This is a genomic window from Arthrobacter sp. TJ-270, assembly GCF_058269075.1.
Genome location: NZ_JBZCNB010000001.1, coordinates 915,284 through 935,036, shown reverse-complemented (window position 1 = coordinate 935,036; position 19,753 = coordinate 915,284). Strand labels below are relative to the sequence as shown.

The 19,753-nt window shown below is 63.3% G+C and carries 14 protein-coding genes and 1 riboswitch; of the genes, 2 read left to right on the top strand and 12 right to left on the bottom strand.

Translation table 11 applies throughout. The features are described from left to right. Nucleotides 1-30 precede the first annotated feature (30 nt). The 7 genes from AC4D2M_RS04435 to AC4D2M_RS04405 form a co-directional block, all read right to left on the bottom strand. Entirely contained in the window at nucleotides 31-867 is an 837-nt protein-coding gene (locus tag AC4D2M_RS04435) for a class I SAM-dependent methyltransferase (protein WP_490890304.1), read from the bottom strand. A 53-nt stretch (nucleotides 868-920) separates the two neighbouring features. Then, nucleotides 921-1,823 (bottom strand): alpha/beta fold hydrolase, encoded by a 903-nt coding sequence (locus AC4D2M_RS04430; RefSeq protein WP_490890303.1) that lies wholly within the window; start codon nucleotides 1,821-1,823, stop codon nucleotides 921-923. Nucleotides 1,824-1,996: 173 nt separating this feature from the next. Next, nucleotides 1,997-3,637 carry a helix-turn-helix transcriptional regulator gene (locus tag AC4D2M_RS04425; RefSeq protein WP_490890301.1) on the bottom strand — a complete coding sequence of 547 codons (1,641 nt, stop codon included), beginning with the start codon at nucleotides 3,635-3,637 and terminating at the stop codon, nucleotides 1,997-1,999. Between the two features lie 95 nt (nucleotides 3,638-3,732). Next, on the bottom strand, nucleotides 3,733-5,100 hold the full coding sequence (locus AC4D2M_RS04420) for an aldehyde dehydrogenase family protein (RefSeq protein WP_490890298.1): 1,368 nt from the start codon (nucleotides 5,098-5,100) through the stop codon (nucleotides 3,733-3,735). After that, a complete protein-coding gene (locus tag AC4D2M_RS04415; protein ID WP_490890436.1) occupies nucleotides 5,097-5,939 on the bottom strand; it encodes an SDR family NAD(P)-dependent oxidoreductase in 843 nt (280 codons plus the stop codon). Before AC4D2M_RS04415 ends, AC4D2M_RS04420 begins: the two co-directional genes overlap by 4 nt. A 224-nt stretch (nucleotides 5,940-6,163) precedes the next feature. After that, entirely contained in the window at nucleotides 6,164-7,045 is an 882-nt protein-coding gene (locus AC4D2M_RS04410) for a hypothetical protein (RefSeq protein WP_490890297.1), read from the bottom strand. A 127-nt stretch (nucleotides 7,046-7,172) separates the two neighbouring features. Continuing rightward, nucleotides 7,173-7,907, bottom strand: coding sequence for a DUF72 domain-containing protein (locus tag AC4D2M_RS04405; RefSeq protein ID WP_490890295.1), 735 nt, complete (start codon nucleotides 7,905-7,907; stop codon nucleotides 7,173-7,175). Between the two features lie 173 nt (nucleotides 7,908-8,080). On the opposite strand from AC4D2M_RS04405, the gene AC4D2M_RS04400 reads away from it, so the two are divergent. Continuing rightward, a complete protein-coding gene (locus AC4D2M_RS04400; RefSeq protein ID WP_490890293.1) occupies nucleotides 8,081-10,252 on the top strand; it encodes a hypothetical protein in 2,172 nt (723 codons plus the stop codon). 151 nt (nucleotides 10,253-10,403) lie between these two features. On the opposite strand, the gene AC4D2M_RS04395 is transcribed toward AC4D2M_RS04400, so the two are convergent. Next, a complete protein-coding gene (locus AC4D2M_RS04395; RefSeq protein WP_490890291.1) occupies nucleotides 10,404-12,770 on the bottom strand; it encodes a galactose oxidase-like domain-containing protein in 2,367 nt (788 codons plus the stop codon). Nucleotides 12,771-12,901: 131 nt separating this feature from the next. After that, nucleotides 12,902-13,018: riboswitch (SAM riboswitch) on the top strand. Between the two features lie 43 nt (nucleotides 13,019-13,061). Here AC4D2M_RS04395 and AC4D2M_RS04390 point away from each other — a divergent pair. Next, nucleotides 13,062-14,390: a bifunctional o-acetylhomoserine/o-acetylserine sulfhydrylase gene (locus AC4D2M_RS04390; RefSeq protein WP_490890290.1), complete on the top strand. Its 1,329-nt coding sequence runs from the start codon at nucleotides 13,062-13,064 to the stop codon at nucleotides 14,388-14,390. A 68-nt stretch (nucleotides 14,391-14,458) separates the two neighbouring features. On the opposite strand, the gene AC4D2M_RS04385 is transcribed toward AC4D2M_RS04390, so the two are convergent. The 4 genes from AC4D2M_RS04385 to AC4D2M_RS04370 all read right to left on the bottom strand — a co-directional run bounded on the left by AC4D2M_RS04385 (nucleotide 14,459) and on the right by AC4D2M_RS04370 (nucleotide 19,727). After that, nucleotides 14,459-15,736, bottom strand: coding sequence for a flavin-containing monooxygenase (locus tag AC4D2M_RS04385; RefSeq protein ID WP_490890288.1), 1,278 nt, complete (start codon nucleotides 15,734-15,736; stop codon nucleotides 14,459-14,461). 297 nt (nucleotides 15,737-16,033) lie between these two features. Next, a complete protein-coding gene (locus AC4D2M_RS04380; protein WP_490890286.1) occupies nucleotides 16,034-17,554 on the bottom strand; it encodes an APC family permease in 1,521 nt (506 codons plus the stop codon). Between the two features lie 178 nt (nucleotides 17,555-17,732). Next, nucleotides 17,733-19,226, bottom strand: coding sequence for an aldehyde dehydrogenase family protein (locus tag AC4D2M_RS04375; protein ID WP_490890284.1), 1,494 nt, complete (start codon nucleotides 19,224-19,226; stop codon nucleotides 17,733-17,735). Nucleotides 19,227-19,268: 42 nt separating this feature from the next. Further along, nucleotides 19,269-19,727, bottom strand: a complete 459-nt coding sequence (locus AC4D2M_RS04370; RefSeq protein ID WP_490890282.1) for a hypothetical protein — start codon at nucleotides 19,725-19,727, stop codon at nucleotides 19,269-19,271. Between the last annotated feature and the right edge of the window lie 26 nt (nucleotides 19,728-19,753).

Genomic DNA, 19,753 nt, shown 5'->3' with positions numbered 1-19,753 from the left:
CTGGCTTGGTCGGTCAGCCCCTCGACCTATTCACTTCCGCGCAGTACCGATGTTGATCTCTGTATGGAGGACGGCTCCCGGTTGGCCGGCAGATCGCTCACGCAGCATGCCAGCCAGTATTTGGATCGCATCCGAGCGTTCCTGGTTGGACAGACTTGCGTTAACGCCTGCTCCAATCGGGTTGCTCGATGTGACGGTGTTCCAAAGGTCTTGAGCCGACCCGATCTGCATGTCCCAGGTGATCGTTTCCACAGCAACCTCGGACAGGCCCGTTTCTGCGAGCTTGTCGCGGAAGACGTTGGGATCCGCCAACTGAAATGGCAACGGGGGAGGATCCGCCTGCAAGGACGGGATCCCCGGTGCCGCCGCCTGAACGGCGCTCAGGAAGAAACCGAGGAATTCGGCTTTCCGCAGGTCGCCGAAAGCCGCGACAATCACCTGTCCGCCGGGTTTGGTGACTCGCCGCAGCTCGAGCAGTCCGCGCATCAGGTCAGGGAAGATGGATACCCCGTGCTGTGATGCGGCGACGTCGAATGTGTCATCGGCGAGGTCAAGGTCGCGGCCGTCCATCACGCGGGCGTGCAGATTCGGCAACGATTCCGACCGTGCGCGTTGGACGAGATGTTCGATCATGGCCGGTGAGATGTCGACGGCGAGGACGTCCCCGCCCAACCGGGCGGCCGGGATGCTCAGGGCGCCGCTGCCGGCGGCGACGTCCAGAAATGCAGTGCCCGGTCCAAGATTGGCCCTGCGGATCACCTCTTGTCCGCAGGCGATGTTCTCAGGGGTTACATATTCGTCGAACGCCGGTGCAATAAGGTCCCAGGCTTCCTGGACCGGTGGGCCGGTTCGTGGGTTGGCAGTCATGGTGAGTTCCTCCTTTGAGATGAGTGTGTTGGTGTTGCGGCTTCGGGGGGCCGTTACGAAGGGTCCAATGCGCTGTGCAGGGCGTCGATGAAGGCCGAGGACTGTTCGATGGCGGGATCGTCACGGCATTCTTCGATCACGTGCAGTTTCCAGCCGTAACGGGCAGCGGCCTGCTCAGCTGTCTTTAGACGCACCTGCAGGTCATACCGCCCGTGAATGAGCGTCGTCGGAACGTGGATGCTGGACAAATCCTCCGACCGTATCGACGGCATTCCCAGCGTGCGCACGAGCTGGCGTACTGCCGCCTGAACACTCGGGGTGCGGGCACGATCGAGTGCATAGTCCATGAGCGGCTGCCAATTTTCGCCGGTTTCGCTCCGGACCTGGTCCCGATCGAAGAAGCACTTGTCGAAGAATCGGTCCTGGCTTTTGGTAGAGGGCCGAGCAATGAAACCCATCATCGGAACTGCAAACTTCAGCGAGGGCCGGTACCACTCCAGTCCCAGGGTGTCTACGAGAACCAACCGGGAGATACGGTCCCCATGTTCGACCGCGTACCTTGCAGCGATGGCGCCGCCCAGTAGGTGACCCACAAGCACGGGCGGTGAATCACACGTTTGGCGTATAAGTTCATCGAGCCACCGGAGCACACCCTCTGCATCGGGAAACTCGCCGGTGACTTCGGAGGCACCCTGTCCCGGCAGATCGGGAACCACGAGATGGTGTTTTTTCATCAGCTCAGATATCACGGGTTGCCACACGGCAGCGAACTCTCCGATGCCGTGCAGGAGGACCATGGGTGAACCCTGGCCGCCCTCGAAAACAGCGGTGGAGACGCCGTTGATCTGCCGGATGCTTTCAGCCAGCGGCATAGCGGCGGCCAGCCGTCGTCGTACCTCACTGTTTTGGGGATGGTTGCCGTGGAGAGGTTCATCCTGCTTGCCAACACTGCTCATTCTTCTCACCTGTTGTGCTCGAAGTATTCCTTATGATTGAGGGTCTCACTCGGACGCAGGCAGGCACATCGGAGATATAGCCCAAAGAGGGCGTGCGAATGGAATGGGTCATTATGTGTAGGCGACCCGGCGCTCACGCCGACGGGAGGCATCCGCTGGTGCGGTTGCGAGCGTTACACGAGCCCGTGGGCGTACGCATAAGCTGCTGCAGCAGTCCGTGATGACAGCCCGAGCTTGTTGAAGATGTTGCTGATGTGACGGGCGACGGTTTTTTCGCTGATCACCAACGTCTGCGCGATTTGGCGATTGGTCGCGCCGGTCGCGACGAGACGGATGACCTCCACTTCCCGTCTGCTCAGTCCACCGGAGGCGTGTGTGGCGGCACGATGCGATACCGCTGAAATTTCGATCAGGTCGGGTTCCGCGCCGAGCTGTTCGAAGACGTGGCCCGCTGCATCGAGTTCCAGCTCCGCGGTGTCATCATCGCCAAGTGCCTGGTACGCGCGGGCCATGAGAACGCGAAGACGCGCCGCTTCGTAGGGCGCATCCACGTCCTGCCAAGCAGCCCGGGCTTGCAGCAGGGTGGCGCAGGCGGCGGTGTATTCGCCGTCGTGGAGCTGCACAGTTCCGCGTGCCGACCCTGCCATTGCCTGCAAGTAAGGGGAGCGGAAGCGTCCGGAAACCTCATCCAGCTCAGCGACGGCCGATCGGGCAGTGTCAGTATCATCTGCCGCCAGCGCAATCGGGACGAGCGCTGCAAGGACCTTGGGTTGTCCAACCGGGCCTTCGGTACCTGACACCACCCGGCGGATCGCCGCATACGCATCGCTGACGTTGCCCTGGGCCAACCGCAGCAGGGCCATCCCCGGGTGCACTGGGTGCCCCAGAGCGGAAGCCTGGCGGTAGGCGTCCTCCGCTTCAGCATATTTGCCGCGCAGTCGGAGGATCTCTGCGCGCTGGTAGTGCGCCATTCCCATCGCAGGCTGCCCGGTCTGCTGCGTCGAGAAATGGTCACAGGCTTGAAGAACTTCAGTCATTGCGTCCGCCCACTGGCCGTGCAATTGCATGATCTCCGAGCGATGCACCATGCACTGTCCCCGGTACGGTCGGAGGCCTTGCTGCTTTGCGCACCAGCGGCTGAGTGCCGCCGTCCACTCCTCGGCCCGTCCCAGATCGAAAATATCCCTGCAGGCCAGGATCACGGCACAATAGACAATTCCTGCAGCGACTGGCGACACCTCCCCGGTGGTCACACAGAGCATTGCCTCATCGAGCAGTGCGACGCCCTCTCCGGGTTCGCCCAGGGCAACCAGCGACTGGCCGACGCCGAGCTGACCGAGAGCGATGAGGTCGGCGTCGTTGAATTTTTTGGCGATAACCGTGGCTTTGCCGAACGTTTCATGGGCGGCAGCAGGATCACCGCTGCCCAGGGCCTGCAGACCGGCAGGTATCAGAAGGTATCCCTCTTCAACCGAATCCGGCATCCTTTCCTCGACCAGCCGTTGTGCCCGGCCCAGCCATCCTCCACCGCGTGCGTGCTCACCGCCCAGCACCAGCGTGATTCCGAGCCAGAAGGCACATCGCACGGATCGGCTGATCTCCTCCCGCTCCAGATACGCCTGATAAGCCCGTTCCAGATTCTCGACGGCAACGTCATCCCGACCTGTCAGGTAGGCAGCAAACGCAAGACGTTCGAGATCCGCCCCTTCCAGAGAGGACGAGGTGTCCGCCTTCGACAACAGCTTGTACGTGTCCTCCCAGGCGCTGCGTTCGTATGCTTCGCGCCCGAGTTCGACCGATTCCGTGATCCCCATGACTGCCTCTCACCGGGCCTATATTCTACGCGTGCGACTCAGCACGTATCGAGTTGAGTAAGGATGTCTCTCAACGAACGCCCGAGCCTGCTCATTCAGAGAAGCCTGCGCAGCAGCTTCCTCTTGATGCACCCGAAGGGCGGGTAGGCAAGCCGAAGGGTGTCCACTGCTGTGGGCTTGGAGAAAACCGGCTGCACATGGCTGAACGTGTCGAAGGACTGACGGCCGTGGTAGCTGCCGGTGCCGCTCGCGCCGACGCCGCCGAAGGGCAGCCCCGGTACCGCTAACTGGATGGTGCAGACATTGTGGGCGATGCCCCCGGCCTGGACCCGCTCGGTGAAGGTCTGGAGGTGTTTCTTTCGGTCGCTGAAGAGATATGCGGCGAGCGGATGGGGGCGCTCGCCGATGAACCGAATCGCGTCGTCGAGGTCGTCCACCTCGAGGATCGGCAGGAGCGGGCCGAAGATCTCTTCCTGCATGAGTGCGGAACCGGGGTCGACGTCGCGCAGAACAGTCGGCTCGATGTACCGCTCGGATCGCTCGTGCCTTCCCCCGGAGACGACGGTGCCGCCCGCCATGAGTCCCACAAGCCGGTCGAAGTGGTGCTCGTTGATGATCCGCCCGTAGTCGCCGGAGGTTCGCGGATCACTTCCATAGAAATCCCGGACGGCGTCCGCGAGTGCCTGCGCCAACGCAGGAGCGGCGGCCGGCGTCGTCAGGATGTAGTCCGGTGCCACGCAGGTCTGGGCGGCATTCATGAACTTGCCGTAGACGATGCGCCGGGCTGTGGCCCGGAGGTCACCGCTGAGGACGACGGCGGGGGACTTGCCTCCCAGCTCGAGGGTCACCGGCGTCAGATGTTCGGCTGCGGCATTCATGACGATTTTCCCTACGCGCTCGCCGCCCGTATAAAAAATGTGGTCAAACGGCTGCGCGAGCAGGTCGGTGCTCACGTCTACTCCGCCCTCGGCGACGGCTACTGCCGATGGGTCGAGGTACTGCGGAATGAGATGGGCGAGTACCCGGGAGGTCGCCGGAGCCAGTTCGCTGGGCTTGAGGACAGCTGCATTCCCGGCAGCGAGCGCGCCGGCGAAAGGCGCCAGGATCAACTGGAGCGGATAGTTCCAGGGCCCGATGATCAGCACGACGCCCAGCGGGCGAGCTTGCGACCAGGCACGGGCCGGACGCAAGCCAACCGGAACGGCGACCTTTTCCGGCACCATCCAGCGGTCAACGTGTCTCAGGGCGTAAACCGCTTCCGCGCGGACGATGGCGATCTCCGAGAGGAACCCCTCCGTCCGGCTCTTTCCGAGGTCCACCTCCAAGGCGCCGGTGAGCTCGTCCTCACGTTCGGCGAGCATTCGCAGGAGAGCTTCAAGCTGCCCCCGTCGCCATTCGGCCGGCCGGGTGACGCCGGTGTGGAAGTACCGGCGTAGGTCCGACAGGAGCGCTGCGGCGCTCATCGGCTGCCATCCTTCTGGACTGGGGGATTCGGACGTCCGGAGAAGCGGTCCATCGAGCTATACACCTTGAAGACCCGGGCAGCGATGAGGTCCCAGACCGGTTGCGGCAGGACGTTGCGAAGGACTCCGCCGAGCTGCACGGTCCACGGCAGTTGAACACGCGCCTTGCCTGCGAGGGTTGCCCGCCAGGCCTTGTCCACCACGTACTCCGGTTCCATGAGCGGGGTCAGCAGGGGGCCGCGTGCTCCCTCGAACATTCCGGTCTTGATGTAGCTGGGGATGAGGGTAGTGACGGCGATTGGGTGACCGGTGGAACTCAACTCGAGGCGCAAGGAATCACTCCAGCCGATCACCGCCCACTTCGATGCCGCGTACACGCTCATGCGGGGGACCGAGAGTGTGCCGGATGCAGAGGCGACGTTCAGGATGCGCGCCGGGGCTCCGCGTTCCATCATCGACGGCAGGAACACGCGCGTGACGTGCATGGGCCCGCCGGTGTTGATGCGGAGGGTGAGGTCTATGTCCGAGTGGTGGTCGTGCTCCCAGAAGTATTTCCCGCGCACAATCCCGGCGTTGTTGATGATGACATCGGGCACACCGACGTCGTTCATCACCGACTCCGCGGCGGTGGTGATGGACTCCACCGAGGCTACATCGACCACGTAGGTGTGAACGGCCGTCGCGCTGGACTCAAGGCCCGCCGCGACGTTCTGAAGGGCGGATCCGTCAATATCCCACAGCACGACGGCGGCAGCACCTTCAGCGACGGCACGGTCGGCATACAGCTTGCCCATCCCCATTGCGGCGCCGGTGATCAGGACGGTGCGTCCGCGAACCATGAATACCACGATGGGATCCTCTCAAGGAATGACGGAGAAAGATTCCCGCTGTCATGTGCTTCGGGTGGTCGTCGCACCGACTGTAGTCGTTCGTAAGGGGAAGTGCGCGCGGACCGCCTGCTGGACACCAGCAGTTCGCGCCGCAGACCGTTGCGGCCGCTGACGCAATCTCGCGGGCACTGGGACCCTCGGTGGAACGCGCGAGCGCGCCTAGCATCGAAGGCTCAGGGAAGGCCGTTCACCTTACCGATCCCGCATTTCGCGACGACGTATCCCCACAGCAGGAGGGCGTGCGGGCGGGTTCCTTGCCAGGTCACCGAGATCGAGGTGCCACTTCGCTCGGTGATCTTCGCTTTCCAGCGGCGCCTCAGCAGTCCTGGGCGGCGCAATTGGAGCTGGCCCAGGTAAGGGTAGGGGATCCAGTTCCCCGCATGCTGCTCGGCCAAGCGGGCGGCACGGTCAGAGGTGAGTTTGGCACGCTGGAAATGGGGGTTGTCACTGGGGTCCAGTGCGCCGTGTGGAATCGTCTGTGCCGGCAGGATGAGAATTCCGTCCTGGTTGACCCACAGCTGAACGGTGCGGCCTTCGCAACGCGCATCTCCGGTGACCAGCCGGGAGGCGTCGTCGTCTTCTGCAGTAGAACTAGCGGCCTGCGTCGCGGCCGCCGTAGCGGGGGCAGGGCCGCCGTCGTCGGCTGATTGATGAGCGGGGGCGGGCTCGTGGACGCGCTCGTTAGCTGCGGCGACGGCCAGCATGACGGCGGCCTGCATCCCGTCGGCACACAGCTCGGGTGCGCTGACCACGAGAACCTCACGGTCGAGCTGCACCGCTGAGCGGACCCCGGGCTGTTCTCCCAGCAAGGTCTCTATGTCATCCCGATCTGGGTGGACCAGAATGCCAACCGCATCGTCCCACTCCACCAGCCAGCCGTGACCCTCGATCTCGGGTTCGTCCTCGGCTTCGACGGTGATCAACTCCGCCAACTCGGCGGGCTGGATTGGCGTATCCACCTCATCGATGCCCGGCATGAGCGGGTCGAGGCGCCCGACAACATCGCTGGTGTGAACCGTGCAAGTGTGCTTCTTCGATCCGTGGTGGTGCGGCATGCCAGTAAGTCCTCCCCCGAGTGTCCAATGTCAGCGAGTCTAAGCCGTTCCTCCGCCGTGTGGCGGATCATGCCGAAGGGTGTCCACCGCACGTTATGAGTTACCGGTTCCGGTCCGTCGCCCAGGGTCACCCGATCCCGACCAGTCCCCGTAGGGTCTCCGCGTTCCGCACGGCGTGCCCGCCGCCGTCGTTGTTGAAGTACACGTAGACGTCCCGGCCGGCACCGTGCCATTCCAGGATCCGGTCCGCCCACCAGCGCAGGTCCGTGTCCGAGTATGAGCCCGCATACAGATAGCCGTGGTCCGGCCCGTGCAGCCGCACGTACACGAACGGCGCCGTCGCCCTCAGGACGCAGGGCAACCCGGCTCCGCTCATAATGCAGTACGCGGCTCCGTGCCGTTCGAGCATCGCGTAGACGGCGTCGTCGTCCCAGCTCGGGTGGCGGAACTCGACTGCCACACGGATCCACCACGGCACGCGGGACAGGAAGTAGTCCAGGCGGGCGTCGTCGCGTGCCATGGCCGGCGGGAGCTGGACGAGCAGGACGGCGCGGCGGTCACCGAGCTCATGCCAGCAGCGGGCGATCCGCTCGATCCAGACCTCGGGGGAGTACAGCTTCTTCCCATGTGTCAGCCCGCGCGGTGCTTTGACTGACAGAGCGAATCCGTGAGGAAGACGACGTCGCCACCCGGCGAACGTTGTATCGCGCGGCCAGCGATAGAAACTGGCGTTGAGCTCGACCGTGTCGAACCGCGCCTTGTAGTGGTCCAGCCGCTTCGCCGGCGGCGTGCCGTGCGGGTAGCAGACGCCGTTCCAGTGGTCATAGCTCCACCCGGAGGTGCCGATGCGGATCTCACTCACTTTCGTCACACTACTGATCTGTCGTTCGCTGCCAAAACCGTTCGCTCACGCGGCTCCGCTGGTCAGCATCGGCCGGTGACTGTCACGGATGCCCCACGCTCCACCGCGGCCAATAAACTCTTGCGCCTGCCTGTTCCCGGTGGTAAGCCGAGAGCCTAGTGATGGGAGTAGCAATGAAATCGACAAAGGCGGCCAGCATTCGGCCGTTCGCCGTTGGGGACGCCCTGCTGGAATCCGAGCGGGAATCCGCTGGAGGTCTCGAGTTCTACGGCAACGGTGGCAAGTCAGCAGATGTTGACCTTATTGACATCGTTCTTCCGAAGATCGAGGAGGACTATCCTGCCCTGAAAAAGGGCCTTCAGTATCTGAAATTCACTGATTCTGAGGTCGAGACGCTCTATAACGTCATCGGGGGAGCTATCAACACAGTCGGCGGGATCATCTCGATTGTTGGAGCGGCCGGCGCGGTGGTCGACCTCTTAGGCAAGCTCGGACTTTTCGGACCTCAAGAGGATCCTACCCAAGCCGCGTTACGGAAGATCGGTGAACGCATAGAACAAATCTACGGATACCTGGCTGCCGAGGAGCGGAGGGGTCTAAGCAGCGAAGCCATCGATTGGCGTGTAGCCACCATCCAGGCCCGTAACGAATTGACGAATGTGAGAATCTCCCGCGATCCGATGGTGATTGACAATCTCATGGACCGTGCTGCGGCCCTGGACGGGGCCATCCTGACCATGTTGGAAACGGGAAAGGCCAACATTGCATTCCTTCGTGACGTATATGGCTATCACCCACACATCGGACATTGGATCGACGCTGCGGCAGCACCTTTCATGAGTGAGGCGGCTGGTGCCGCAGTGAACTACCGCGAACCCGCTCAGAATCTGCAGGGCGAGATTTGGGATCCCGGCCACTACTTCGACGTCTTGCTGGGAGCCTTGACCGACCGGATCGCCGTTGCCGCAGCGATTGAGCCTGCGTTCCGCTCCACCGGGTACGACAGGGCCAAGATGGCATCCATCGCCGTGGGTCTTGGTGCCTTCGTGAACAAGTGGCGATCGTCAATCTTAATCGCCGATCCAGCTGCTGGAATCAACAACGGCGGTCAACTGCAGAACCCGACGGGGGCAGAAGAGGTTCCGACGGGTATCGTACTCGGAGCTGTCGACCCCGTTACCGGCGTGTCGAGTTTTATGCCGTATTGGGACGGCTTCACCAAAGTGCTGAAGCGAAACTACCTTCCTTGGGAGGCTTGGGGAGGAGTATATGACGAGGCGCGTGCGAAGGACCCAGCAGTGGCTCTGGCTGCAGCCCGCACCGTCCATGCACCCCTCGTCGATGCAGTTATACGCGGATCCGGTATGGCACGTTTCAGCGCACTCAGGGCGCAATTCCAGTTGTTGGGCTCTGTTCCCCTGGCCTCAGAATTCGTGCAACTGTCAGATCCTTTTTTCCGACCAATTGGATCCACGGGGCCAAAACCCGCTGGCGACACCACCACTGTGGATCTGGGTTTTCTCAAGCACTTCGCCACCAACCCGAACAAAACGTATCCCGCGCAGCTATACAGCCAGATGTTCGAGAAGACCTTCAAGTTCTCAGTAGCGCGGCGCGCTGAAGTTTCGAAGGTCCAGCTCGGCTACCGCCTCTTGGTCGCGGACAAATCGATAGAACTCGTGCTCTTCTCCCAAGACCACACTCAGGCAACCCATTCCTTCGAAGCAATCAATCAGCGCATCTCATCCCGAATCACGTCGTATGACTGCTATCAGTCAAAACATCTGTCCATGGCGGATGAGAATGAGTTCGAACGAAACGGCACGTTCGCCGGCGGCCAGAGACTTTTCCTCAATGAGCTTCAAGGCGAGACGGAAGTAGATCTGTTGGTTGAGTTCCCGGCCGTTCCGCAAAAGCCCGGAGCCTATCGCCAGGACGTTGTAGTCAAACTTCGGAGCAGGCAGGAGGCCCCACTCAAGGCTTTCATCCTCCCTGTCGCCGTCTACGAGACCAGGATTGGCGGAGATCTTACGCCTGAGGAGGTCATCGCGGAGCAGATGACGGTGCACATGGTCCCCGCATACTACCTACTAGGTACTGACTACTTCGCTGATCGAGCGGATGCCACCGCGCGTATGACCAAAACGGTTAAAGGCATAAACGACAAATTCGCCGAAAGCCATTTCACTGTCGGACTACCCAACCCCGACCCGGCATGGGCGGTGCTCCGGCCCGAACTCGAAGCGCTACAAGCGCAGTCAATCGTAGAGACAGCGTTGCGGAACCACGCCGACGAGACGCGCGCGGAAATCGCGATGCACCTGCCCCCAAACATCCAAGGTTGATCGCTACGGCAAGACGGCTGGATAAGGTGTCAACAACGCAGCCCTGACTGACAAAGAAGGGACAGACCAGGGCCAGGCCTTCCTGGACTGGAGCACCACACGGCCTCCAACGAAGCCGTCGGCCCGCGTGACTACGTGGCTGCCTGGGAGCTTACCGGAAGATGTTGTAGCCGCCCCAGCCTGAGCCGGCGATGGTCCGCGTCCCCCAAACGCCCTTGCTGAAGGGGTAGTGGGCGAGCTTTCCGTCGGTCAAGCGGCTGATTACTCCCTGGCTTCCGTTGGCGAATGCTGACACCGTGGTGATGCTGTCGGCAGCGTTCCACCCGTTGCCGACCAGGCGCCTGGGTTCGGTGATGAAGGTGCCAGTTCCCGTGGAGCGGTACAGCAGCAGGTTGCCGTCGCTGCGCTTTGCGAGGAGGTCCTGCCTGCCGTCCTGATCGAAGTCCACCATGGTGAGGTAGAGGCCACCCCAGCCGGTACCGCTCTTGATCCGTGGACTCAAGGCCTGTCCGGCGCTGTTGCCGTAGTACCAGAGAGTTCCTGCAGCGTCGTAGGCAATGACACCCGGGTAGTTGTCGGCCGTGCGCCAGCGGCCAATGGCCAGGTGGTAATTGCCCCATCCCGAACCGATGGCCTGGGCAGGCGCGAACCCTCCCTTATGATTTCCGGGGTAGAAACTCAGCCGGCCGCTTTTCCATTGCGCGATGATGTCGAAGACGCCGTCGTTGTTCCAGTCGGTCACGTACCCCTTCGCCAACCCGGACCAGCCGGTGCCGATCTTCTGCCGGGGCTGGAAGCCGCCCTGGCCTGTGGCCGGGTAATTCCACAGCACGCCGTCCGGCCCGGCCGCCACAATGTCAGCGGCGCTGCCAATGCTCGGGCGGGAGGGAGCGGCAGCCGGTTGGTGGGAACCGATCGTGATCGTCGAGGCGACGCTGGGCACACCGTTGCCGTCCACTGCAAAGAGCAGGTAATTGCCCGGCACCAGCACGCCGGGATCCGCCGGCAAGGTCAGCGAGGCAGTGGTGCCTGAAACCGCAGTCGCGGTCAGCGGAACCCGCCGCTGATCGGTGTTCACGGAGTGGGTCACCGTACCCATCCGCATCAGGGAGAACTCTGTGGTCGGCGCTCCAGTGGTCACCGCGATCGTGCTGCCGGGCGTGCCGGAGGCCGGTGCGGACACAATTTCCGGCCGGGTGCGCGGGCTGCCGTCTGCGTTCAGCAGGTAAGGCGGCGTGAAAATCTGTCCGTTCAAATTATTCGTCGTGCAATTGCCGCACAGGCCACCACCGCCGACGAAGACCTGGCCATCCGGGAGCAGCAGGGCAACGCTGTGATAGGCGCGGGGAGTGGCCATCGGGGCGAGCGTGGTCCACTGTCCGGTCGCCGGGTTCCAGATTTCTGGGGCCCTCGAAGCAGCACCGGCCTCACCGCCTACCACCAACACCTGGCCATCGGGCAGTGCGACACCATTCGCGAATGTCCGGGTGACGGCCATGTCCGAGGTTCGGGCCGTGGTGACTCCGTTATTGATGTCGATGGTGTCCGCCCGCGCCGCGGCATTTCTGCCCGCGTAGTCGGTCGCTCCACCCACGGTGAGAATCTTTCCGACGTCGTACATCACGGCGTTACCGTTCATGGCGTCCGGGCTATCGGACCGCAGACCGGCCGAACTGATGCTGCCATTGCCTGTGGTGGAGATCCAGTTCATCTGCCGGCTCGGCCCGGCGTGGAACACCCGGCCACCGGGGGCGGCAAACAACCAGGCATGATTGTCGGACCGGTATTCGCCGGCAGGATCGTTGGTCAGGATGCTGTCGGACGGCACAAGCGGCAGCGTTCGCCAGCCGTCGGCGGCGGACCACACCTCGCCGTGCTTGTTGCCGACGCCGCCGGACCATGACCCGCCGATGGTAAACACCTCGCCGGTGGACGTGGTCAGGTTGGACTGGTATCCGCGGGCGATCTTCATGTCCGGCCCCGCGGTCCAGGTGTTCGTCGCAGGGTTGTACAGCGAGGTCTTTGTGCTGTTGCTGCCCCCGCTGACCATGATCTGCCCGTCCGGCAGCATCGAGGTACCGGGGCAGAACATGTCGTGACCGGTGTTGGATACCTGGGTCTGGCTCACCTCGCCGGTGGTGAGGTCCAAAATGGACGTCTGAGTGTATCCCCGGGCCCCGCCATACGTGGTGGGGGAGTAGGCGGACCAGGTCAGTAGCTTGTTGTCAGGCAGCAGCGCCGCTGCAGCCGGGACAAGCGGGAAGCTGATCGTCGGGCCCCAGGACCCCTGCGACCCATTTGCGACGGCCTGAACGGTCAGGTTTCCGGTGGCCTTTTCGGGCTCCGATCCCGCCTCCGTGGCGACAGCTTGCGGCACCGGAACGTGATCGTGTGCTCCGGTCGCGCTCGGAGGCTCGGCCGACGCCGTAGCCGAAGCCCCGTATCCGGCGACCAGCAGGGAGACGATCACAACCGCGGATACAAGTCGCGACATCTGTGCGCCCCCGTCCAGATTCATCCCCCGTGCTTAGCAAAAGCTAACCCGGGCGCCATGTAAGGATCTTGGGACGACTGACGTGGGCTTCGCGCGACAGGTACATCTTCGTCATCTTGGTACCCAACACAGTTCGCCTGCCTACACTTGCCTCAGGTCATGAGCGCCAGCATTAAGCCCCGGCTCGCTGGCCGGCAACCCTCCATCCGCGGCGGGGTGCCCCGGGTGAGGACCTGGCTGTCCGGCGAAGGGTCGGATGGCAAGCGCGGCCCGTGGTGCTCCGAGCATGCCGGGCCCAAAGTAGAGGAGCCTTGAATGTCCAACGGATGGTCCTTCGAAACACGCCAGATCCACGCCGGGCAGGAGCCTGACGCCACCACCGGTGCCCGGGCACTGCCCATCTACCAGACCACGTCCTTTGTGTTCCCCAGCGCCGAGAGCGCTGCGAACCGCTTCGCGCTGGCTGAGCTGGCGCCCATCTACACGCGCATCGGTAATCCCACCCAGGACGCGGTGGAGCAGCGGATCGCGAGCCTGGAGGGCGGTCTGGCTGCCCTCCTTCTCAGCTCTGGGCAGGCGGCGGAAACCTTCGCGGTCCTGAATGTTGCCGAGGCCGGCGATCACATCGTCGCCAGCCCCAGCCTGTACGGCGGGACCTACAACCTGTTTGCGCACACGCTGAAGAAGTTTGGCATCTCCGTCACCTTCGTGGCCGACCCCGACAATCTCGACCAGTGGCGCGACGCCGTGCAGCCGAACACCAAGCTGTTCTTCGCCGAGGTTGTCTCCAACCCCCGACAGGACGTCCTCGACATCGAGGGTGTTTCGCGCACTGCCCATGAGGCAGGGGTGCCGCTGATTGTGGACAACACACTTTCGACGCCGTACCTGATCCGCCCGCTCGAGTGGGGCGCGGACATCGTGGTCCACTCCGCGACCAAGTACCTCGGCGGCCACGGCACGGCCATCGCCGGAGTCATCGTGGATTCCGGCAAGTTCGATTTCGGCAATGACCCGGAGCGTTTCCCCGGCTTCAACACCCCGGACCCCACCTACAACGGCCTGGTCTACAGCCGCGACCTGGGGGAAGGCGGCGCCCTGGGTGCCAACCTGTCCTACATCATCAAGGCGCGCGTCCAACTCCTGCGCGACCTGGGCTCGGCTGTGTCGCCCTTCAATGCTTTCCTGATCTCCCAGGGCCTGGAGACGCTGAGCCTGCGCATGGAACGCCACGTCGAGAACGCGGGGGAAGTTGCGCGCTGGCTGGAGGCACGGGACGACGTCGAATCCGTCGCCTACGCCGGGCTACCGTCAAGCCCCTGGTACGAGCGTGGCCGTCACTACGGACCCAAGGGGACCGGTGCCATTGTCTCGTTCAACCTGGCGGGCGGGGCCGAGGCTGGCAAGCGGTTCGTGGACGCGCTCGAACTGCATTCGCACGTCGCAAACATCGGAGACGTCCGTTCCCTGGTCATCCACCCGGCGTCCACCACGCACAGCCAGCTCTCCCCGGAACAGCAGGCTGTGGCCGGAGTGGCCCCAGGGCTGGTGCGGCTCTCGGTGGGGCTCGAGCATATCGACGACATCCTTGCGGACCTTGAAACCGGCTTCCGTGCTGCGAAGGGTGCGTCTGTCGCCGAGTAGTTGGAAAAGCAGCGGCCGGTCAGGACTACTAGCCCTGACCGGCCGCTGATTCGGCGCCTTTCACCGCACTAAGCTGAAAGGCCTGCCACCACCGCGGACTGCTCGTTGTGCGTAAGGTAGCTGCGCTGAATGCTGATCTGGTCAGCGACATACTTGGCGTCATGCCACACGCCCCAGATGAAGCTCGATCCCCGGCGTGACTGCCAGGGCAGCCCAAGGAAGTAGATGCCGGGCTCACTGGAAACCCCGCGCTGCTGCCGCGGTCGACCCTTCTCGTCGAACGCATCGACCTCCAGCCAGCTGTAGTCGACGGCGAAGCCCGTTGCCCAGATGATCGTGGTGACGCCGGCATCTGCAAGATCCAGTTCGAGGAGGGGGTTGGATACGCTCTCCGGATCCGGGTGCAGCATGCGTGCCTCCGGCTCCTCCGGGAGATCGAGGCCATTGCGCTCGACGTAGGCGTCCGCTTCGTCGAGCAGCGCCAGGTAGTGGGCGTCACCGTTAGCGATGTTGTCCCGAAGATCCTCGGCGAACCGAAGGTTTCCCTGGTCGCACGCCAGGGTCCGCCCAACCAGCTTGATGCCGTCGTCGGCGAGAGTACGGAAATCGACGGTGTTCCCGCCGTCGGCCCCGCTCACCGCGATGGTCACATGCTCCGCGCCCTGTGGAGGAGCGGAAGCTTCCCACTTGTTGAGCACTCCGAGCCACCAGCAGAAGTCCCGTCCGCGGTAGCTTCGCGGGGGCCGGTCGTGGGGGCCGACTGACAGATACACCTGGCGGCCTGACCGCTGGATCTCGGCGGCAATCTGGACGCCGGATGATCCGGCTCCCACCACAAGCACTGCACCCTCGGGCAGCTGGTCCGGGTTGCGGTACTTGCTGGAGTGCATCTGGGCCAGACCGGCGGTGTCGGGAACGACGGCGGGAATCACCGGACGCTGGAACGGCCCGGTAGCAGCCACCACATAGCGTGCGGTGAAGTCTCCAGCCGATGTCGTCACCTGGAAACCGGGTGCGCCGACGTTCCGGCGCACGGACGTCACCTCCACACCACATCGGATCGGTGCTCCGATCTTCTCGGCGTAGGCGACGAAGTAATCTGCGACCTGCTCCTTGGAAGCGAAAGCTTCCTGCTCTACGCCGGAGAACGTCATGCCGGGGAAGCGGTCGTGCCAGGCTGGCCCGTTCGCAACCAGGGAGTCCCACCGTTCGGAGCGCCACCGCTCGGCAATGCGGTGTCGTTCCAGAACCAAGTGCGGAATTCCCTGCTCGCTCAGATGTTCGCTCATCGCGACGCCGGCTTGGCCTGCGCCTACAACGAGGACCTCAACCTCGGGGTTGGACATGTGGATCTCCTCAACTTGGGCGGTGGTGACTGGTTTGGGCACAACCTCAAAGGTTGGCCGCTTGCCGATCCTGAGAATGGATGGCTCGAAAGGTCTTGAGTGGGACACTGCCAGTTTTGTGTCTCACTCCATTTTTGCCGGATGGACATCATCTGCATAGCAGATAAATCAGCTGTTGCAGATCACAAATATCGATGAACTCTCGGCCAGAGCCGGGAATATCGGTGCCGCTATGCAAGACGCCCCGCTCCCGTGGGGGTGGGAGCGGAGCGTCTCGCTAAGCAGGAGTTTCTTACGTCAGACGCCGGACGTGAACGGCTCGTTCTCGGCCACCGCGTCCCGGGGAGCCACAGCGTCACGGACCTTCTTGCCCCGGACATACCCCACGATTCCCAGGGCGAGGATGCAGCCGAGCGTGCCGAGGGCGAACGCTTCGAAGGTGAACTGGGAGACGCCCCAGATCTCTTCGAAGTTGTATTCCAGCCCGAAGAGGACGTCGAGGGTGCCGGGGAAGATTGCAACCCAGGAGCCGACCAGGATCCAGCCGAAGCAGATGGTGCCGAGCACCTTGAACCCGGTATCGGAGACAGGAACCTTGAAGGGTCGATGGGTTGTCGGGTACTTGGTGCGAAGCTTCACCGCGGCCGGGATGGCCAGCAGGTAGCTGAGCAGGAACGTGGAGATCGCAATGGTCAGCACCACTCCGAACAGCGCGCTGCTGGTGCCAGTCAGCTGCATCGCTGCGAGCATGAACAGGGTCGCCACTACACCGGACAGCGTGTTGACGCGGATGGGCGTGCCCAATTTGGGGTGGAAGTAGCCGAAAAAGCCTCCGAAGAACGAACCATCGGCGGCAGCCATGGCCTGCATGCGGTCACTGATGATCATCCAGGCAGCACCCTGGGAAACGAGCACGAAGCAGAAGACCATCGCGGAGATCGCCAGCATTACCTCGGCGGCCGGGCCGAAGACCGTGTAGACGGTGGCAATCGCACCAAACAGTCCGCCGATCCCGGTGATCTGGTCCACCGGAACCACCAGCAGGATGGCAAGGATCGGCAGGAGGTAGCTTGCGGCTGCGATCACAGAGGAACGGGCGACAGAAATGGGAACGTCCTTGGCGGGGTTCTTCATTTCCCCGGCTGCGCTGTTGCCCGACTCGAAGCCCAGGAAGGAGAAGAGCAGCAATGGTGTTACGCCGAGGAAACCGGCGAGCGTGGGGGAGAAGAACCCGAGATCCAGTCCGTTGAACCCGTGCTGGAACCCGTACACGATGGTGACGAGGATGAAGAAGGTCAGGAAGAGGACCTTGAGGATGGCTCCCAGCGAGGGCAGCCACTTGCCGTGCTTCAGGCTGATGATCGCCGAGCTCACGGTGATCCAGATGAAGACGAGCTTGAAGATGTAGTCGCCAACGCTGCCGGCGTCGATGTGGCTGACGTACTCGGACCACGTTTCCACCGCGACGAATGCCATGGCGCCACCCACCCAGACCGGCTGGGTGACCCATGTGAACAGCGACGTGATCGCTGCGACCACACGGCCGAACGCCATCTTCGTCCAGACGTACACCCCTCCCTCCTCGGTGAATGCTCCGCCGGTTTCCGCGAAGATGAGGCCGTAGGGAATCATGAAGGTCACAGCCAGGATGAGGGTCCAGGTGAAGGTCTCTCCACCGAAGCCGGAAACCTGTCCCAGGACCTCGACGGAGATGACTGCAGCGACAACCAGCAACAGGATGTCGAAGCGGCCGAGCGATTTCTGCAGATGCTTGCTTTGTTCCTCCGCGAGGCGGGTTTTGCCTACTGGCTGATCCATGATCGGTCCTTTGCTTTTGCTTAAGTTTGCAACGGCGCAAACGGGCGAGAACGGTGTGGCGCCTCTTGAATGCTGGACGGCGGAGACGCCAAGTGCTGCCAGAAGCGTAGGTCTGTGAACTGCATCACGTACACCATTGAATACCGATAACCTTCATCACTTCATCAGATGAATGGCGTCAGTCGAACTGGATCCATGTCGTCTTCGGCGCCGTGTAGTTGTCGAAGGCGTGCAGCGAGAGGTCGCGCCCGAACCCTGACTGCTTGAAACCTCCGAACGGCGTGGTGTTGCCGAGCGCATCAACAGTGTTCACGGACACGGTGCCGGCGAGCAGGTCACCGGCCACCCGGTGGGCGCGTGACAGGTTCGAGGTCCACACCGACGCCGCGAGCCCGTAGTCCGTCGCGTTGGCGAGCGACACCGCTTCAGCCTCCGTGTCGAAGGCGTGCAGCACCGCCACGGGGCCGAAGATCTCTTCCCGATGGACGTCATGGTTTCCAGGTAGGCCGCCCAGCAGGGTCGGTTCCAGGTAAGCGTTCGAGCCGCGGATCTCGCGGCGCTCGCCGCCGAAAAGTACCTCGCCGTCGGTGCGGCCGCGCATAATCCAGCCCTCGACGTCGTCCGTGTGTGCGCCGCTGATCAGGGAACCATTACCCTCAAGGCCGGCCAGCGGATCCGCTGCTCGATAGTCAGCCGCTGCGTCGGCCAGCAGTGATGCGAACTCGTCGTGGATCTCCCGCTGCACCAGGATGCGCGAGTTGGCGGAGCACACCTGGCCCTGATTGTAGAAGGCGCCGAAAGCGGCTTTGGCGGCCGCCGTGGCGAGGTCCGCGGTATCTGCGAAAACGATGTTGGAGCTTTTACCTCCGGCCTCAAGGCTCAAACGCTTCAGGTTGCTCTTCCCGGACGCCTCGAGCAGAGTGCGCGAAACCGCGGTTGACCCGGTGAACGCCAGAGCGTCGACATCCATGTGGTGGGCCAGCGCAGCACCCACCTCCCTGCCGCTACCCGTGATGATGTTCAGGACGCCGTCGGGAAGCCCGGCCTCGGCCGCCAGCTCTGCCACCCGCAGGATGCTCAGTGACGTCTGCTCAGCGGGCTTGAGCACCATGGTGTTTCCAGCAGCAAGCGCGGGAGCGATCTTCCAGATCGCAATCTCCAGCGGAAAATTCCAGGGCACGACGGCGGCCACCACGCCCAATGGCTCCCGCGTCACCAACGCTGTGGCTCCGGGAGGGACGGCCGGCAACTCACCGCTCTGCTTGTCCGCCGCCTCGGCATACCACCGGAGGGTGGAGATGGCGCCGGGAACGTCCACCGTCGTCGTCTGCAGGATGGGCTTGCCGCTGTCGAGGGTTTCCAGGAGCGCCAATTCGTCGGAGTGCCGCTCCATCAGGGCGGCGACTGCAAGCAGTACCTCCTTCCGTTGCTCTGCACCCCTGCGGGACCAGGACGGGAAGGCGCGCCGCGCGGCCGTGACCGCAATGTCGACGTCGGCACCGCGGCACGCCGCGAGGTCGGCCAAGGCGCGGCCGTCAACCGGGCTGATGGTGGCGCGGGTGAGCTGATCGGTTGCCGATACGCGGCGGCCGTTGATGAATGCGCGGCCGTCAATGGCCAGGGCGTCGGCACGGCTCTGCCAGTCGGTGGAAAGGATGGTGCTGGTATTCACGGGGGTCTCCTTGAAGTCGGGTCAATGAAGGACGTTGATGGACTACAGCGGCTGTGCTGCCATCCGGGTTTGTGTGGACGAGGGTTTGTGGTGACTGAGCCGCAGCGCGGTGGAGGCCAGCATCAGGCACAGGAGTTCCACTCCGAGCAGTGCGAGCATCCCTACACCGTGAGCTGGTCCTGCTCCGTGGGCACTTCCGTGATGCGAACCCGTCCCAGGTAGGGCGAGAACGATCAGATGGATCAGGATCATGGCGGCGCTCATACCCAGCAGGTGTTCGGCGGCGCGCGAGGTGCAGCGTCGGCCCATCACCATCGGAGCGGCGCAGGCCAGGCAAAGGACGGTCATCGCTGCCATCCACCACGCCATCGGACCGGCCGGTCCGGTGACAGCTGCAAGCGCATGAGCGGCGGCACTTATCGCTACCGCGGTGCTGGCGAGGATGACCTGAATTTGTCGAGTCGGCAGGCGAGCAGGGCGCGACTGAGTGAGCGGGTGCATTTCCCTCCTGACTTTCCGGCGGTCTA

Excerpts from the sequence above, each read along its gene's own strand:
- AC4D2M_RS04435 (WP_490890304.1), bottom strand. The coding sequence starts at position 867 with ATGACTGCCAACCCACGAACCGGCCCACCGGTCCAGGAAGCCTGGGAC.
- AC4D2M_RS04430 (WP_490890303.1), bottom strand. The coding sequence starts at position 1,823 with ATGAGCAGTGTTGGCAAGCAGGATGAACCTCTCCACGGCAACCATCCC.
- AC4D2M_RS04425 (WP_490890301.1), bottom strand. The coding sequence starts at position 3,637 with ATGGGGATCACGGAATCGGTCGAACTCGGGCGCGAAGCATACGAACGC.
- AC4D2M_RS04420 (WP_490890298.1), bottom strand. The coding sequence starts at position 5,100 with ATGAGCGCCGCAGCGCTCCTGTCGGACCTACGCCGGTACTTCCACACC.
- AC4D2M_RS04415 (WP_490890436.1), bottom strand. The coding sequence starts at position 5,939 with ATGGTTCGCGGACGCACCGTCCTGATCACCGGCGCCGCAATGGGGATG.
- AC4D2M_RS04410 (WP_490890297.1), bottom strand. The coding sequence starts at position 7,045 with ATGCCGCACCACCACGGATCGAAGAAGCACACTTGCACGGTTCACACC.
- AC4D2M_RS04400 (WP_490890293.1), top strand. The coding sequence starts at position 8,081 with ATGAAATCGACAAAGGCGGCCAGCATTCGGCCGTTCGCCGTTGGGGAC.
- AC4D2M_RS04395 (WP_490890291.1), bottom strand. The coding sequence starts at position 12,770 with ATGAATCTGGACGGGGGCGCACAGATGTCGCGACTTGTATCCGCGGTT.
- AC4D2M_RS04390 (WP_490890290.1), top strand. The coding sequence starts at position 13,062 with ATGTCCAACGGATGGTCCTTCGAAACACGCCAGATCCACGCCGGGCAG.
- AC4D2M_RS04385 (WP_490890288.1), bottom strand. The coding sequence starts at position 15,736 with ATGTCCAACCCCGAGGTTGAGGTCCTCGTTGTAGGCGCAGGCCAAGCC.
- AC4D2M_RS04380 (WP_490890286.1), bottom strand. The coding sequence starts at position 17,554 with ATGGATCAGCCAGTAGGCAAAACCCGCCTCGCGGAGGAACAAAGCAAG.
- AC4D2M_RS04370 (WP_490890282.1), bottom strand. The coding sequence starts at position 19,727 with ATGCACCCGCTCACTCAGTCGCGCCCTGCTCGCCTGCCGACTCGACAA.